This window comes from Lentzea sp. NPDC051838, assembly GCF_040681245.1.
Lineage (GTDB): Bacteria > Actinomycetota > Actinomycetes > Mycobacteriales > Pseudonocardiaceae > Lentzea.
Window position 1 is genome coordinate 1 of sequence record NZ_JBFAYI010000066.1, and the last position, 15,743, is coordinate 15,743.

The 15,743-nt window shown below is 68.3% G+C and carries 14 protein-coding genes and 1 pseudogene; 4 read left to right on the forward strand and 11 right to left on the reverse strand.

Features of this window, described 5'->3' with window-relative positions:
- Positions 1-528: 528 nt before the first annotated feature.
- Positions 529-1,803, reverse strand: a complete 1,275-nt coding sequence (gene tyrS, locus AB0M24_RS47510) for a tyrosine--tRNA ligase (protein ID WP_363781783.1) — start codon at positions 1,801-1,803, stop codon at positions 529-531.
- Positions 1,804-1,870: 67 nt separating this feature from the next.
- On the opposite strand from tyrS, the gene AB0M24_RS47515 reads away from it, so the two are divergent.
- Complete coding sequence (locus tag AB0M24_RS47515; RefSeq protein WP_363781785.1) at positions 1,871-2,305, forward strand: hypothetical protein; 435 nt, start codon at positions 1,871-1,873, stop codon at positions 2,303-2,305.
- Between the two features lie 12 nt (positions 2,306-2,317).
- Complete coding sequence (locus tag AB0M24_RS47520) at positions 2,318-3,361, forward strand: TIR domain-containing protein (protein WP_363781787.1); 1,044 nt, start codon at positions 2,318-2,320, stop codon at positions 3,359-3,361.
- Here the strand turns inward: AB0M24_RS47520 and AB0M24_RS47525 are convergent.
- From AB0M24_RS47525 to argC, 10 genes and pseudogenes are all read right to left on the reverse strand, one after another.
- Positions 3,339-4,586, reverse strand: coding sequence for an SMI1/KNR4 family protein (locus AB0M24_RS47525; protein WP_363781789.1), 1,248 nt, complete (start codon positions 4,584-4,586; stop codon positions 3,339-3,341). The genes AB0M24_RS47520 and AB0M24_RS47525 overlap by 23 nt on opposite strands.
- 22 nt (positions 4,587-4,608) lie before the next feature.
- Entirely contained in the window at positions 4,609-5,211 is a 603-nt protein-coding gene (locus AB0M24_RS47530; protein ID WP_363781791.1) for a DNA-3-methyladenine glycosylase, read from the reverse strand.
- A complete protein-coding gene (gene argH / locus AB0M24_RS47535) occupies positions 5,201-6,592 on the reverse strand; it encodes an argininosuccinate lyase (protein ID WP_363781793.1) in 1,392 nt (463 codons plus the stop codon). The genes AB0M24_RS47530 and argH overlap by 11 nt, the downstream gene beginning before the upstream one ends.
- Positions 6,593-6,757: 165 nt before the next feature.
- Positions 6,758-6,850: pseudogene (locus AB0M24_RS47540) on the reverse strand (argininosuccinate synthase); the annotation flags it as partial.
- A 13-nt stretch (positions 6,851-6,863) separates the two neighbouring features.
- On the reverse strand, positions 6,864-7,349 hold the full coding sequence (locus AB0M24_RS47545) for an arginine repressor (RefSeq protein ID WP_363781795.1): 486 nt from the start codon (positions 7,347-7,349) through the stop codon (positions 6,864-6,866).
- Complete coding sequence (gene argF / locus AB0M24_RS47550) at positions 7,346-8,278, reverse strand: ornithine carbamoyltransferase (RefSeq protein ID WP_363781797.1); 933 nt, start codon at positions 8,276-8,278, stop codon at positions 7,346-7,348. The genes AB0M24_RS47545 and argF overlap by 4 nt, the downstream gene beginning before the upstream one ends.
- Positions 8,275-9,408, reverse strand: a complete 1,134-nt coding sequence (locus AB0M24_RS47555; RefSeq protein ID WP_363781799.1) for an acetylornithine transaminase — start codon at positions 9,406-9,408, stop codon at positions 8,275-8,277. Before AB0M24_RS47555 ends, argF begins: the two co-directional genes overlap by 4 nt.
- Before the next feature lie 20 nt (positions 9,409-9,428).
- Positions 9,429-10,298: an acetylglutamate kinase gene (argB, locus tag AB0M24_RS47560; protein ID WP_363781801.1), complete on the reverse strand. Its 870-nt coding sequence runs from the start codon at positions 10,296-10,298 to the stop codon at positions 9,429-9,431.
- The gene (gene argJ / locus AB0M24_RS47565; RefSeq protein WP_363781803.1) at positions 10,295-11,467 is read right to left on the reverse strand and encodes a bifunctional glutamate N-acetyltransferase/amino-acid acetyltransferase ArgJ; all 1,173 of its coding nucleotides are present in this window, start codon (positions 11,465-11,467) and stop codon (positions 10,295-10,297) included. The genes argB and argJ overlap by 4 nt, the downstream gene beginning before the upstream one ends.
- Positions 11,464-12,477 (reverse strand): N-acetyl-gamma-glutamyl-phosphate reductase, encoded by a 1,014-nt coding sequence (argC, locus tag AB0M24_RS47570; protein ID WP_363781805.1) that lies wholly within the window; start codon positions 12,475-12,477, stop codon positions 11,464-11,466. The genes argJ and argC overlap by 4 nt, the downstream gene beginning before the upstream one ends.
- A gap of 115 nt (positions 12,478-12,592) precedes the next feature.
- Here argC and AB0M24_RS47575 point away from each other — a divergent pair, with 115 nt between their 5' ends.
- Together AB0M24_RS47575 and AB0M24_RS47580 are read left to right on the forward strand one after the other, a co-directional pair.
- The gene (locus tag AB0M24_RS47575) at positions 12,593-14,080 is read left to right on the forward strand and encodes a histidine kinase (protein ID WP_363781807.1); all 1,488 of its coding nucleotides are present in this window, start codon (positions 12,593-12,595) and stop codon (positions 14,078-14,080) included.
- Positions 14,077-15,528, forward strand: coding sequence for a histidine kinase (locus AB0M24_RS47580; protein WP_363781809.1), 1,452 nt, complete (start codon positions 14,077-14,079; stop codon positions 15,526-15,528). Before AB0M24_RS47575 ends, AB0M24_RS47580 begins: the two co-directional genes overlap by 4 nt.
- Positions 15,529-15,743 lie beyond the last annotated feature (215 nt).

The following is a 15,743-nucleotide window of genomic DNA, read 5'->3' on the forward strand; positions in this document are numbered from 1 at the left end:
GGTCTATCTACTCAAAGGAAAACTCCTGACGAGGAGTTTTCATATTACTGGCTGTGTTTCGGCACGCTGTTGAGTTCTCAAAGAACACGCGCTCATCATCACGAGGCCGCCACACGGCGACTCGATCCGAGGCTGTGTCGTACATAAGCTTGTGTTTGAAACTTCGACGCCCTTGGCCTCTGAGCTCAGACGAGCTACCGGCTGGGTCTTCATCGTTTCGCGGTCACCCACTCTACCACACTCAGTGGAAGCTTGGTTCGTGACCCTTGCCGCACTCCGTTCCGGTGTTCCCGGCCCGTTCCGCGCTGGCAGAGAGAAAGTTACACGCACGCCAACTCGGGGTCAAATCGGGGGCAACCCAGTCACCTGCGATTAAGAAACCGCAGGTCAACAGCCCCATACAGGACCCGTGGACCACGCTATCGGAGTCCCGATCCACGCACACTGTGGCCGCCGTCACACCGAGAAAGATCGAAGGCCGCCAGTCCCCAGTGGGACCGACGGCCTCAACACGATCAAACCTGCAGGTCAGACCTGCACCTGGACGCTCGCGTTGTTGCGCTTGCCGCGCCGGAGCACCAGCCACTTGCCGTGGAGCAGGTCCCCGGCAGCCGGCTTCCACTCCTCGTCGGTGACCTTCGCGTTGTTCACGTAGGCACCGCCCTCGTTCACCGTGCGCCGCGCGGCACCCCGGCTGTCGGCCAGCCCGGACGCCACCAGCAGGTCGACGATCGTGGGCTCGTCGGCCAGGCGGGCCTCGCCCTTCGGCGCCTCAGCCAGAGCCGCGGACAACACCGACTCGTCGAGATCCCGGAGCTCACCACGGCCGAACAGCGCGGAAGAGGCCAGCTGCACCTGCTGCGTCGCCCTCTCCCCGTGCACCAGGTCCGTGAACTCCTGCGCGAGCCGCTTCTGCGCGGCACGCTGGTGCGGCGCCTCCGCGGTCTGCTTCTCCAGCTCGTCCAGCTCCTCCCGCGAGAGGAACGTGAACAGCCGCAGGTAGTTCAGCACCGTGACGTCGTCGACGTTCACGAAGTACTGGTACCAGGCGTACGGCGAGGTCATCTCCGGGTCGAGCCACACGCGCCCGCCACCGGTCGACTTCCCGAACTTGCGCCCCTCCGCGTCGGTGACCAGCGGCGCGGTCAGCGCGTGCACCTGCTTGCCCTCGACCCGGCGCACCAGGTCGACGCCGCTGACGATGTTGCCCCACTGGTCCGAGCCGCCGATCTGCAGCGCGGTGCCGTGCCGGCGGTTGAGCTCCAGGTAGTCGTTCGACTGCAGCAGCACGTAGCTGAACTCGGTGTACGACATGCCGTCGGTCTCGAGGCGGCGCTTCACCGTCTCGCGCGACAGCATCACGTTCACGGAGAAGTGCTTGCCGACGTCGCGCAGGAACTCCAGCGCGCTGACCTGGCCGGTCCAGTTCAGGTTGTTCTCGACGATCGCGCCCGTCGGCGAGTCGTCGAAGTGCACGAACCGCTCCAGCTGGCCGCGGATCCGGTCGGCCCACTCGGCCACGGTGTCCAGCGAGTTCAGCGTGCGCTCACCGGTGTCGCGCGGGTCGCCGATCATGCCCGTCGCACCGCCCGCCAGCACGATCGGCCGGTGGCCCGCCATCTGGAAGCGCTTGAGCATCAGCAGCGGGACCAGGTTGCCGGCGTGCAGCGACGGCGCCGTCGGGTCGAAGCCGCAATAGAGGGTGAGCGGGCCGGCGTCCAGATCCTTCCGGAGTGCGTCGAGGTCGGTGGACGTCGCGATCAGGCCGCGCCAGGCAAGTTCGTCAAGGATGTGCTCGCTCACGCCCCTCATTGTCGCCTACCAGGTCGAACGGGTTTCCACCCGGTACTCGGAGGGGTAACCGACCGTCATGACGGAGCCACGTGACGAGTTGCGGCGGCCCACCGAGCGCATGCCGCGCGTGAACGAGCCGGTGGTGGAGGAGGTCGTCCAGCAGGACGACACCTATCGCAGGGCACGGACGGTGCAGACCATCTGCGCGGTCATCGACATCGTGTGTTGGGCGTTCGCCATCGTCCTGTTCGTGCACATCTTCCTGGTGGTTGCCGAGGCGAACGCCGGCAACGGGTTCTTCCAGTTCGTCGCGGGCTGGGCGAGCGGGATCACCCTCGGGCTGGACGGCCTGTTCACGCCGGACAGCCCCAAGGTCGCGGTGCTGTTCAACGAGGGCCTCGCCGCGGTGTTGTGGCTGGTCATCGGCACGTTGCTGACCAACCTGATCACACGTCTCGCGCTGCCGGTCGGACATCGGCGAGCCTGGTACCGCCGGACCGTTCGGCCCTAAGAGAATGGCGGCGTGGCCGAGTACGAGTTCGACGTCGCCCCGTCGTTCGCCGAGGAGGACCGCGATCGGGTGCTCCCGATCGTGGAACTCCTGAAGCAGCAGAACGTCAAGGTCTACTACGACGAGGACCAGGTCGTAGCGCGGTGGGGCCTGAACCTGCTGGAGCACATCGCCGAAACGTTGACGCACAAGGTCCGCTACGTGCTGATGTTCGCCTCACAGCACTACGTCGAGGCTTCGTGGGCGCGACTCGAACGGCAGACCGCGCAGGCGAGGGCGTTGGCGCAGCAGAACGAGTACGTGCTGCCGATCAAGCTCGACGACACCGAGGTGCCGGGTCTGCTGTCCACGACCGGGTTCCTGGACCTGCGCGTGCACCCGCCCGAGGTGATCGCCAACGCGGTGGTCGAGAAGCTGGCGCAGCACCGCGCGGAGTTCACCGCCTCGACGCCGATCACGGCCCAGTCGGTCGCGGCGCTGGTGCTGGAGAAGCCGCACGGCTGGGAGTACCTGCTCTACGTCGGCGTCGTGCTGCAGGGCTTGAAGAAGCTGGAGAGCAAGTACCGCGAGCACTTCCTGCGGTACGCGCCGCGCAACGGGAACGTCGAGCACGGCAACGGTTTCGAGCTCATCCGCGACCGCAGCGTGCTGCTGAACGAGATCATCAAGGTGGCGGTGGACGCGGTGTTCACGCCGGAGACCCAGGAGGCCGCGTTCGGCGCGTCCGGGCAGCCCGGTGATCCAGACCGGATCGTGCACCTCGGAGAGCTGTTCGTGCGGACGTTCGACGAGATCCTGGAGTGGGCGCGCGACATCCACGCCACCAGCTACGCCGACGAGCACGCCCGCGCGGCCGCGCACGTCCAGGCGCGGTTCGCTGATCAGCAGCTGCGGGCGATGCACGACGTGGCGCAGGGGTTGAGCGCGATCGCGGACACGCTGGTCGAGCGGCTGGCCGCTGGCGAGCCGCTCGACATGACGGTGTCGCTGGTGTTCGAGGTGGATCCCGCGCTGGAAGCCGAGTTCGTGGCGGCTATGAAGCGGCTGTCCCCCTGATCACCTCGCCGGTCAGGCCGGCGCCCCTCTCCCGCGCCCAGTCGAGAGCGCGTTCCAGTGAGGACTCGCCGGCGAGCGTGGCGGCGGCCGGCGTCTGCGCACAGCGTTGCCACTGCTCGGAGTTCAGCGAGAGGTAGTCCACCTGCGGCAACGACTCCACGTCCACTTCCGTGCGTGCCACGTCGAGCACGCGGAGGTTGGGCAGCGAGGGCAGCTCGACACGTCCGCCTGTCACCACAAGAGAAGTGAGCGTTTCGCACGCCGGCAGCTCGATCTCGGTGCCCGTGATTTCCAGGCGTTCCAACGGCAGGTGCGCCAGAGCGCCGAGCCGCACGGAGGTGCCGTCCACGATCGTCAGTTCGCGCAACGAGGTCAGGCGGGCGAGCAGGCCGAAGTCGAGGTCGCCCGGCTTGCGGAGGGTGAGCACCTGGAGGGTGTCCGGCAGTGTCGCCACGCGGTCGTCGACGTCGAAGTGGGCTTCGAGGTCTTGGTAGTCGGGGACTTCCGGGGAACGCAGCCAGTCCGTCAGCGAGTCGGCCAGGTGCATCAGCGGCACCTCGCCCGCCACCTGGATGAGCTGGCCGACCTTGCCGCCTGGACCGGGTGCGAGGTCGACGCACAGGTAGTCGCCCCAGTCGTTGCACGCGATCGGCACCCACTTCAGGTCGAACTGGACCATCCGCACCGCGCCGGGAGGTCCGACGTACTGCACGGGCCGGTACCAGTCGTCCGGAGAGTGCTGGATGTCGTTGAGAGTGCGCCACAGATCGAGGATGTCGTCGACCGGCCGCAGCCTGGCGTCGCCGATCTCCTCCACACCGCTCGCGTACAGCTCGTGCACGTCCGCGGGCAGAGACGCACCGATCACGGCCTCGACCTCGGCCAACGACGAGGCGTTGTGCGCATCAGGACGGAACCGCGGTTCCAGCACGACGGTGTAGGTCGGCGGGAGGTAGCCGGTGCGCTGGACGATGTCGCTGGTGACGTAGGCCTCGAACGTGCCGTCCGGCTCGATCCGCATCTCGAAGACGACCGGCCGCTCCTCACCCACAGCGCTCAATGAAGTCAGCTGCCCCCACACGATCACGTCCTGTTCGGACGGTCCGGACGTGAGCCGGAGGCTGTACCCGCCACCGCTGCACGACGCGCGCAGCGTGAGGAAGTCGAAGCCCGGTTCGACGGTGGTGATGAGCTCGCGCGCGACGGCGGCAAAGCTGTCCTGCATGTGATCCCCCAAGATCTAGGGGTCACACGTTAGTACGCCGCTTCCCGCCACGTTTGTAGGTCGACACAGCCGGGGAGTCGATCCAGAACCGCCACGGCACGTCCATCGCCACCGCGACACCGACACGCGGCCCTGAGAACACCTTCTCGGCGGAATCGCCCGCGTACAACCGCACAGGGGAGTCTGCGGAGGTCAGGTCGACGCCGTTCTGCGAGCGATCGAGGCCGAGAACCTTGCACAGCCGCGCGGGTCCCTTGGCCAGTTCGGCCACCGAACGCGAGGCCGGGCGGCGGGAGAACGCGACGTCCTCACCGGAGACGACTTCGCCTGCGCGCAACAGGACCGCGCCGGGAACGCCGTCGGTCAGCGTCACGACGTTGGCGCAGAAGTGCATGCCGTAGACGAAGTAGACGTACAGGAACCCCGCCGGGCCGAACATGACCTCGTTGCGCGGGGTTTTGCCGCGGTAGCAATGAGAGGCCGGGTCGTCGCCGCCCCGGTAGGCCTCGACCTCGACGATGCGGACGCGCACGTCGCCCGCTTCCAGGAAGGAACCCAGGAGGAGCCGGGACGCATCGACCGGGTCGATGGCCAGCTCCTCCCTGGTCAGCAGCCTAGAAGTCACGTGCCGCCGATGCCTTGGCCACCAACGCGTCCAGCTGCTCGCGGACGCGTGAAGGAGCCGTGCCGCCGTGAGCGTTGCGAGAAGCGATCGAGCCCTCGACGGTCAGCACCGAGCGCACCTCCGGCGTCAAAGCCGGTGATATGGCGAGGAACTCGGCGTCGGTCAGGTCCTCCAGACCCACGCCGCGCGATTCGGCGGCACGGACGCAGGCACCAGCGGCCTCGTGCGCCACGCGGAACGGAACCCCTTGGCGCACAAGCCATTCCGCGATGTCCGTGGCGAGCGTGAAACCGGCAGGGGCCAGCGAGGCCATGCGATCCACGTCGAACCGAAGAGTCGCCACCATGCCCGCGAACGCCGGCAGCAGGAGCTCCAGCTGCTCGACCGAGTCGAACAACGGCTCCTTGTCCTCCTGCAGGTCGCGGTTATAGGCCAGCGGCTGGGCCTTCAACGTCGCCAGCAGACCCGCCAGGTTGCCGATCAGCCGACCGGACTTGCCGCGCGCGAGCTCCGCGACGTCCGGGTTCTTCTTCTGCGGCATGATCGAGCTGCCGGTCGACCACGCGTCGTCCAGGACGGCGAACCGGAACTCGGCGGTCGTCCAGATGATGACCTCTTCGGCGACGCGCGAGAGGTTCACGCTGATCATCGCCAGCACGAACGCGATCTCGGCCGCGAAGTCGCGCGACGCGGTGCCGTCGATGGAGTTCTCGACCGGCGCGTAGAAGCCGAGGTCCGCGGCCACCTTCGCCGGGTCCAGCCCCAGCGACGAACCGGCCAGCGCGCCCGAGCCGTACGGGGAGAACGCGGCGCGCTTGTCCCAGTCGTGCAGGCGGTCGACGTCGCGCAGCAACGAGTGCGCGTGGGCCAGCAGGTGGTGCGACAACAACACAGGCTGCGCGGACTGCAGGTGCGTGCGACCCGGCATCACGGCGCCGAAGTGCGTCTCGGACTGCTGAGCCAGCGCGTCCACGACGTCCAGCACGCCAGAAGCCACCCGCCGAGCGGCGTCACGGAGCCACATCCGGAACAGCGTGGCGACCTGGTCGTTGCGAGACCGGCCCGCGCGGAGCTTGCCGCCCAGCTCGACACCGGCGCGGTCGATCAGGCCCCGCTCCAGCGCCGTGTGGACGTCCTCGTCCTCCAGCACGGGCGTGAACTCACCGGACTCGACGTCGGCGAGCAGCTCGTCGAGCGCCTTCTGCATGCCGGCCAGCTCTTCGTCGGACAGCAGGCCCGCCGCGTGCAGCACACGGGCGTGCGCGCGCGAGCCGGCGATGTCGTACGGCGCCAGACGCCAGTCGAAGTGCGTCGACAGCGACAGGCGGGCCATCGCCTCGGCCGGTCCCGACTCGAACCGGCCACCCCACAAAGAACTCATTGCACGCAACTCTCAGCTAGCGAAGTCGTAGAGCGATTCTTCCGAACGGGCGACGAGCCCGACCACGCGCCCCTCGTACAGCGCGACGTCGACCTCGCCGGACCCCGACGGCAAAGCCATCCGCGCGACGCGGACCGCGACCGAGCCCAGTGAGGACCTGACCACGCCCGCGCGGAAGTTGAGCTCGCGGACGGCCTCGGCCACCGACACCGTCTCGCCGTCCACCGCCACCGGCACGCCGTCGTCGAACGTCAGGACGGCGTGCACGGGGTCATTCATCGCCGTTGCCCGAGGACAACGCCGCGATCCGCTCGGCCAGCTCGGCACCGGTCATGGGTTCGCGGGCCACGACGAGGATCGTGTCGTCGCCGGCGATCGTGCCGACGACCTCGTGCAGCGCCGCGCGGTCCAGGGCCGAGGCCAGGAACTGCGCGGCACCGGGCGGAGTCCGCAGCACGGCCAGGTTCGCCGACGAGTCGGTCGACACCAGCAGCTCGCCCAACACTCGGGCCAGCCGAGTAGTGCCGCCCTGAACGCCGCGAACCGGGCTGCCGTCCTCCGGGATCACGTAGATCGGCGCACCGCCGTCGGGACCGCGCAGCTTCACCGCGCCGAGCTCGTCCAGGTCGCGCGACAACGTGGCCTGAGTGACGTCGATGCCTTCCGCGGCGAGGAGCTTGGCGAGCTCGGACTGGCTGCGGATGACGAGCTGGCTGACCATCTCGACGATCCGGCCCTGGCGCGCGGTGCGGGTCATGACGACTGCTCCAGCAACCACACGAGCAGCGCCTTCTGGGCGTGCAGGCGGTTCTCGGCCTCCTGCCACACCAGCGACTGCGGGCCGTCGAGCACGTCGTCGGTGATCTCCCAGCCGCGGTGCGCGGGCAGGCAGTGCAGCACGGTCGAGTCCGGCTTTCCGGTGGCCGCCAGCAATGAAGCGTTCACCTGGTACGGGCGGAACGGACCGACGCGGTCCTTGCCGTCGTTCTCCTGGCCCATCGACGTCCACGTGTCGGTGACCAGCACGTCCGAACCGTCGACGGAGGCGAGCGGATCGCTGATCAACGCCACCGAACCACCGGTCTCGGCGGCGCGCTTCTTGGCGTCCTCCAGGAACTGCGGGTTCGGCACGAAGCCCGCGGGCGCGCCGATGCGGACGTGCATACCCGCCGTGGCACCACCGAGCAGCAGCGAGTGCGACATGTTGTTGGCGCCGTCGCCCAGGTACGTCAGCGTGAGGCCCGCGAGTTTCCCGTGACGACGACGAATCGTCTGCAGGTCCGCGAGAACCTGGCACGGGTGGAACTCGTCGGTCAGCGCGTTGACCACGGGAATGCGCGAAACGCTGGCCATCGCGTCGATGCGTGCCTGGGCGAACGTCCGCCACACCACCGCGTCGACGTACCCGGACAGGATCCGCGAGGTGTCCTCGATCGTCTCCTCGCGGCCCAGCTGCATCGACCGGCCGTCGATGATCACCGGGTTGCCGCCGAGCTGCGCGATGCCGACCTCGAACGAGAGCCGGGTGCGCGTCGAGTTCTTCTCGAAGATCACCGCGACGGACTTGGGGCCCGCCAACGGCTTCGCGGTGAACCGGTCCGCCTTGTACGCGTCCGCGAGGTCGAGAACGGCCGCCTGCTCCTCGGTGGTGAGGTCGTCGTCGCGGAGGAAGTGCCTGGGGCTCACGCCTGCTCCTCAAAGAACGTCGGGAGCGCGGCCACGAACGACAGCGCGTCGGACTCGTCCAGCACCAGCGGCGGCGCCAGGCGGATGACGTCGGGCTGGATGGGGTTGATCAGGTAACCGGCCTGCTGCGCGACCGCCGCGGCCTTCGCCGAGACCGCCTCGCGCAACGTGATGCCGAGCAGCAGCCCGGCTCCCCTCACTCCCGAGATCGCCGGGTGGTGCAACGCCTCCACCCCGGCCGCGATCTCCTTGCCCACGGACGAGGCGTGCTCCAGCAGGCCTTCCGAGGCGATCGTGTCGAGCACCGCGAGGGCAGCCGCGCAGCACACGGGGTTGCCGCCGAACGTGGTGCCGTGGTGGCCCGGCTGGAACAGGTCCGCCGCCGCGCCGAAGCCGATCGTGGCACCCAGCGGCAGCCCGCCGCCGATGCCCTTGGCCAGCGTCATCACGTCCGGCACGATCCCGGCCTGCTGGAACGCGAACCACGTGCCGAGGCGGCCGATGCCGGTCTGCACCTCGTCCAGGATCAGCAACGCGCCGTGCTCGGACGTGATCCGGCGGGCTTCCTGGAGATAGCCCTCGGGCGGCATCACAACGCCCTGCTCGCCCTGGATCGGCTCGACGATGAACGCCGCCGTGTCGTCGTCGATGGCAGCTTCGAGAGCAGCCACGTCACCGAACGGGATGTGCTCGACGCCAGGTACCAGCGGTTCGAACGGCGTCTTCTTGCCGGGCTGACCGGTGAGCGACAACGCGCCCATCGTCCGGCCGTGGAAGCCTCCGGTGCACGCGACGATCTTGGTGCGGCCGGTGCGGCGCGACATCTTCAGCGCGGCTTCGTTGGCCTCGGCGCCGGAGTTGCAGAAGAAGACCTTGCCCTGCACACCACTCAGGTCCAGCAGCCGCTCCGCCAACTGCAGCGCGGGCTCGTTCACGTACAGGTTCGACGTGTGGCCGAGCTTGGAGATCTGGGCGGTCACCGCCTCGACGATCTTCGGGTGCGCGTGGCCGAGGGCGTTGACCGCGATGCCCGTCAGCAGGTCGAGGTAGCGCTTGCCGTCGGTGTCCCAGACGTACGCGCCCTCACCTCGTTCCAGAGCCAGCTGAGGTGTGCCGTAGTTGTCCATCATGGACTGTTGCCACCGCGAGGTCACTTGTCCCCCAAGACCATCGTTCCGACACCTTCAGTGGTGAACACTTCGAGCAGGACGCTGTGGGCGAGCCTGCCGTCGATCACGTGCGCCTGCGGTACCCCTCCTCGGACGGCGCGCAGACACGCCTCCATCTTCGGGATCATGCCGCTGTCCAGGTCCGGCAGGATCTTCTCCAGCTCGGAGGCGCGGATCTGGTGCAGCAGCGAGGACTTGTCCGGCCAGTTCGAGTACAGGCCCTCGACGTCGGTCAGCACGACGAGCTTCTCCGCGCCCAACGCCACCGCCAGCGCACCCGCCGCCGTGTCCGCGTTCACGTTGTGCGGCACGCCGTTCACGTCCGGCGCCACCGACGACACGACCGGAATCCGGCCCGCACGCACGATGTCGAGCACCGAGTCCGGGTTGACCTCGGTGATGTCGCCGACCAGGCCGATGTCGACCTCTTCGCCGTCGACGATCGCGCCACGACGAGTGGCCGTGAACAGGTGCGCGTCCTCGCCGGAAATGCCCACGGCGTAAGGACCGTGCTGGTTGATCAGGCCGACGAGCTCACGTCCGACCTGGCCGACGAGAACCATCCGCACGACGTCCATCGCCTCAGGAGTCGTGACGCGCAGGCCGCCGCGGAACTCGCTGTGGATGCCGAGCTTGTCCAGCATCGACTTGATCTGCGGACCGCCGCCGTGCACGACGACCGGGCGCAGGCCGCACAGCCGCAGGAACACCATGTCCTCGGCGAACGCCTTCTTCAGCTCGTCGTCGACCATGGCGTTGCCGCCGTACTTGACGACCACGATCGCGCCGCGGAAACGCTGCAACCACGGCAGCGTTTCGACGAGGACCGCCGCCTTCTCTTGTGCGTTCATGAGGAGTAAGCGCTGTTCTCTTCGACGTAGGCGTGCGACAGGTCGGTGGTCAGGACCGTGGCTTCGGCGTCACCCCAGTTGAGGTCGATGACGATCTCGATGTCGCGGCCGCTCAGGTCTGCCTCGGATCGGTCGCGGTCCCTGGTTCCGTTGCGGTACAACGACACACCGTTGATCAGGATCTGCAGCTTGTCCGGGTCGATCTGGGCGTCGGCGCGGCCGAGCGCCATCGCGATGCGGCCCCAGTTCGGGTCGCTGCCGAACAACGCGGTCTTCACCAGGTTGTCCTCGGCGACGGTCCGTCCGATGTGGACGGCCTCGGCCTCGGTGGCGGCCTGCTTGACGGTGATGCTGATTTCCTTCGTCACACCCTCGGCGTCGCCCTGCAGCTGCTTGACCAGGTCACCCGCGACCTCGGTCAGCAACGCGGTGAAGTCCTCGAACGAAGGCTCGACACCCGAAGCACCGGAAGCCAAAACCAGCACGGTGTCATTCGTGGACGTGCCGCCGTCGACGTCGAGCCGGTCGAACGTGCGGGAAGTGGCGAGCCGCAGCGCCTTGTCCAGCTGGTCGCCGGAGATCTTGGCGTCGGTGGTGATCACCGACAACATCGTGGCCAGGTTCGGGGCGAGCATGCCCGCGCCCTTCACGAACCCGCCGACCGACCAGCCCTGCTCGGAGGCCTGCCACGACTGCTTGGGGCGGCTGTCCGTGGTCATCACGCCGGTGGCGGCGTTGAGACCGGCCTCGACCGACGAGTCCAGCTCCTTCGCCACGTTCTCGACCCCGGTCAGGATCTTGTCCATCGGCAGGCGCTCGCCGATCAGGCCGGTGGAGCACACCGCGACGTCGACCGCGCCGGTGCCGAGCACCTCGGCGACCTTCTCGGCGGTGGCGTGCGTGTCCTGGAAGCCCTCGGGACCGGTGCACGCGTTGGCGCCGCCGGAGTTGAGCACGACCGCGGTGAGGCGTCGGGACTGGATCACCTGCTGCGACCACAACACCGGCGCGGCCTTCACCTTGTTCGTGGTGAAGACACCTGCGGCGGCGTCGGACGGCCCGTCGTTCACGACGAGCGTGAGATCCAGCGCGCCGGACTCTTTGATCCCGGCGGCGATCCCGGCGGCCCGGAAGCCCTGGGGTCCGGTGACGCCCTTGTTGCGGTTCACGGAGCGACTCCAACGGTCGAGAGGCCGGTCGTTTCCGGCAGGCCGAGAGCGAGGTTCATGCACTGGACGGCGGCACCCGCGGTGCCCTTGGCCAGGTTGTCGACGGCGGCCACGACCACGAGCCGGTTCAGGTCCTCGTCGACCGTGACTTGCATCTGGACGGCGTTCGAACCGAGAACGGCGTTCGTCGTCGGCCAGAGTCCTTCAGGGAGAAGGTGCACGAACGGCTCGTTCGCGTACGCCTTCTCGTAGGCCTCGCGAACGTTTGCGCCTTCCTTGAGTTGCGCGGTGCAAGTCGCGAGGATGCCCCGGGACATCGGCGCGAGCACGGGCGTGAAGCTGACCTTGATCGGACGGCCCGCGGCGGCACTCAGGTTCTGGGTGATCTCGGGCGTGTGGCGGTGCGCGCCACCGACGCCGTATGCACTGGCCGAGCCCATGACCTCCGAGCCCAGCAGGTTCGGCTTGAGCGACTTGCCCGCGCCGGACGTGCCCGACACGGCGACGATGACGACCTCGTCCTCGATGAGGTCGACCGCGGGTGCGAGGGCCAGCGACGAGACCGTCGGGTAGCAGCCGGGGACGGCGACGCGACGGGCGTTGACGAGCTTGTCCCGCTGGCCGGGAAGCTCCGGCAGCCCGTACGGCCAGGAGCCCGCGTGCTCACCGCCGTACCACCGGGTCCAGTCGTCGGCGCTGGTCAGACGGTGGTCCGCGCCGCAGTCGATCACCACGGCGTCGTCGCCGAGTTGCCCGGCGAGCTCGGCTGAGTGACCGTGGGGCAGTGCGAGGAACACCACGTCGTGCCCCTTGAGGGTCTCGACTGTGGTGTCTTGTAGCTGTCGGTCCGCGAGCGGCAGGAGGTGCGGCTGGTGCTTCAGCAACAGGTCGCCGGCGCTGCTGTTCGCCGTGAGCGCGCCGATCTCGACGTCCGGATGAGCCAGTAGCAGGCGGAGCAGCTCGCCACCCGCGTACCCGCTGGCGCCCGCGACCGCGATCCTCACTGTCATGCGCATGATTATGCACGGTCATGCAAACTCACTCAACCGAGTATGGCCACCTGGCCACCCGATCGAGCCACCTGGCGCTGTGGACTCTCAGGCGGCGTCGACCATGATGATCGGCGTGAAAGTCACCGTCCGCGATGGACTGTGGGCGGTAGGCGCCCTCCTGTTGGCGCTGGTCACGCTGATGGCGCCGCTCGGCCGGCCGATCCACTGGTGGCTGGTCGTGGCGTCCGCGGTGTGGGCCGCCGCGCTGGTGCCGATCAGCGCGCGCTGGCCGCGGTGGGCGATCCTGCTCACTGCGCCGCTCAACGCGGTCAACAACCTGCTAGCGATCGCCCCGACGTCGCTGGTGGTGTTCCGCGCGGCACGGTCCGTTCGCACCCAGGGACAGCTGTGGGCGTTGATCGGGGCGACCGCCGTGCTGCAGGCGGCGTTCGGCTGGCTGCACGCGTGGCGCTCGGGAGACGGCCCGGTCGAGTACCTGCTCGGAACGCTGTTCACCGTGGTGTTCCTGCTGATCTTCCCCGCCGTGGCCGGCGGGCTGGTGGGGCGGCGCAAGCCGTTGACGCAGGTGCTGATCGAGCGCAACGACTACCTGGAACGCGCACGCGAGTTGACCGCCAGTACCGCGCGGTCCGACACGCGCGCGCACATCGCCAGCGAGATGCACGACATGCTCAGCCACCGGTTGCGGCAGCTGACCGCGCACGCGTCCGCGTTGGAGCAGTCGGCTGCGGTTGAGGCTCCTGAGCTGCGCGAACAGGTCGAGCTGATCCGCAAGACGTCCGCGGTCGCGATGGACGAGCTCCGCGAGATCCTCGGCGTGCTCGGCACCATCGAGGCCGACGAGGACGCCGGTACGCGTCTCGACGTCGAACGTCTCGTGGCTGCGTCTGCTGCTGCGGGTGTGGCTGTTCAGCTGAACTGGACCGGCGACGATCTGGCCGATGCCGACGCACGGCTGCGGCGTGCTGTCCATCGGGTCGTGAGGGAGGCACTCACGAACGTGCACAAGCACGCGCCGTCTGCTTTGACGCGCGTGACAGTGCTCGTCGCCGAACGGGTGCACGTCGAGGTCGTCAACGGTCCGAGCAGCGAACCACGAGGTGGCGGGACCCGGCGCGGCCTCATCGGGCTCGAGGAACGGGTCGGGCTGATCGGCGGGTCGTTCAACGCTGGACTGTTCGCGGGCGGGTTCCGGGTGCTGGCCGACCTGCCGTTGCACCCGGTGGCGCAGGAGGAGACGCGCGCGGAGGGAGCCGTGGCCGAGGCGCCGCCGCCGATCACCGCCGAGATCCTGACCGTGCCACGCGTGGTCGGCAGCGGCTGCCTCGCCACGTTGTCCGTCGTCCCCGCGCTCGGCACGGCGTTCGTGCTGCTGATCGTCGCGATCTTCAGCCGTCCCGAGATGAGCCGGCAGGAGTTCGACGCGTTCCAGGTGTCGATCACGCACGAGGAGGAGGTCACCGAGACGTTCGGCTTCGGCGTGCCGTCCGACAACGCCGGCTGCTACCGCTACCACGAGCGCGACTCGTCGTTCGGCGACTTCGAGCTGTGCTTCGACAAGCAGAGCGTGCTCGTCGCCAAGAAGGAGCTGGCCCGATGAGGTTCGTCTGGCCGGTCGTCGCCTTCCTGGTCGGCCTGGTGCCGTTGATCGCTCCCCTGGCGCCCGTCCCGCACAAGGCGCTGACCGTGGCGACCGCCGTGTGGATCGCGGGGCTCGTGTGGCTGGCACCGCGCCGGCCATCGTGGGCGTTGCTGCTCACCGCACCCCTCTTCGCCGTGAACAACCTCTGGGCGATGGCCACTACCGCGTTCGTGGTGTTCTCCGCGTCCCGACGCATCCCGCGACTAGGCCGGTTGTGGGCACTGCTGGGCGTGGCATCGGTGCTGCAGACCGCGTTCAGCCTCCTGCAGATCCACGAGAGCCAGCCACTGTGGGAAAGCCTGCTCGGCGGCCTCATCGCCTCGGTGTTCTTCGTGATCTTCCCGGCCGTCTCCGGCATGCTGCTCGGCCGCCGTCGGCCGATGGTCCGGCTGCTGCAGGAACGCAACGAGTACCTGGAACGCGCCCGAGCCCTGACCGCCGCCTCGGCCCGCTCCGAGGAACGCGCGCACATCGCCGGCGAGATGCACGACATGCTCGGACACCGCCTCAGCCTGATCTCCATCCACGCCGGCGCGCTGGAACTGGCGACCGCGTCTCGCTCCCCTTCGTTGCACGAGCAGGCCGAGCTGATCCGCACGACTTCTTCGTTGGCGATGGCCGAGCTGCGCGAGATCCTCGGCGTGCTGCGGACCAATCCCGAGCCCGAGTCGCTCGACGAGGACACCGGAACCCGGTCGGATCTCTTGGTTTTGTGTTCCGGAGTGGCCGCGCTCGACTGGTCCGGTGACGACCTGCACGGTGCCGATCCCCGGACGCGGCGGGCGGTGCACCGGTTGGTTCGGGAGTCGCTGACCAATGCTTCGAAGCACGCGCCTGGTTCGCGGGTCCGCGTGCACGTGGCCGTTCAGGGTGGGCGGGTGCGGATCCAGGTGGTGAACGGTCCGTCTGCCGCTTTGCCTGGCAAGGGTGCGCGGCGTGGGTTGATCGGGCTGGAAGAGCGAGTCGGGTTGCTCGGGGGGTCGTTCAGCGCGGGGCCGCCTGTCGAGGGTGGGTTCCGGGTTGCCGCTGATGTGCCGTTGCATCCGTCTGCTTTGGCTGCTGCTGAGGTTCGGGAAGTGCCTGAGCCGCCTGCTGCCGAGATTCTGACTGTGCCGCGGGTGGTCGGGGGTGGGTGTCTCGGGTTGCTGGCGTTGGTGCCGATCTCGTTGGGGATGCTGGTGTTGCTGCTGTTCGCTTTGCTGAACCCCACCCAGATGAATGCGCCTTACTTCGACTCGTTGCGGGTTGGGGTTACGGCGGAGGACGAGGTCGTGGGGACGTACGGGGTTGGGCAGCTCGGGGTGGACGGGTGTTCTCGGTATCGGACTTCGCACAACGCTGAGCTGTACTACCGGCTTTGTTTTCGGGATGGGACGTTGTATTCGAAGTCGCAGGAAGGGCCGTGAGCTTCCTGAGGGGCGCTGACGCGCTCTGCGGTGGTGCTGTTTGGTGGGTGGGCGCCGGTTCCAGCGGGGTTGGTCGCGTTTTGTGGTTGGGCTGCGGTTCCAGCGTGGGCGCGTGGGTTGGGACGGGCTTTGGTTTCGTCATCGCCGCTTCGCGACGATTGCGATTGGGGCTTGACTTCGGGTCCCTTGCGAGGCGCTTGTTCGGGCGGAAAAGG

What these genes read in the sequence shown, in the direction of transcription:
- AB0M24_RS47515 (WP_363781785.1), top strand. Translation starts at nt 1,871, where the DNA reads ATGACGGAGCCACGTGACGAGTTGCGGCGGCCCACCGAGCGCATGCCG.
- AB0M24_RS47525 (WP_363781789.1), bottom strand. Translation starts at nt 4,586, where the DNA reads ATGCAGGACAGCTTTGCCGCCGTCGCGCGCGAGCTCATCACCACCGTC.
- argH (WP_363781793.1), bottom strand. Translation starts at nt 6,592, where the DNA reads ATGAGTTCTTTGTGGGGTGGCCGGTTCGAGTCGGGACCGGCCGAGGCG.
- AB0M24_RS47545 (WP_363781795.1), bottom strand. Translation starts at nt 7,349, where the DNA reads ATGACCCGCACCGCGCGCCAGGGCCGGATCGTCGAGATGGTCAGCCAG.
- AB0M24_RS47555 (WP_363781799.1), bottom strand. Translation starts at nt 9,408, where the DNA reads ATGATGGACAACTACGGCACACCTCAGCTGGCTCTGGAACGAGGTGAG.
- argB (WP_363781801.1), bottom strand. Translation starts at nt 10,298, where the DNA reads ATGAACGCACAAGAGAAGGCGGCGGTCCTCGTCGAAACGCTGCCGTGG.
- argC (WP_363781805.1), bottom strand. Translation starts at nt 12,477, where the DNA reads ATGACAGTGAGGATCGCGGTCGCGGGCGCCAGCGGGTACGCGGGTGGC.
- AB0M24_RS47580 (WP_363781809.1), top strand. Translation starts at nt 14,077, where the DNA reads ATGAGGTTCGTCTGGCCGGTCGTCGCCTTCCTGGTCGGCCTGGTGCCG.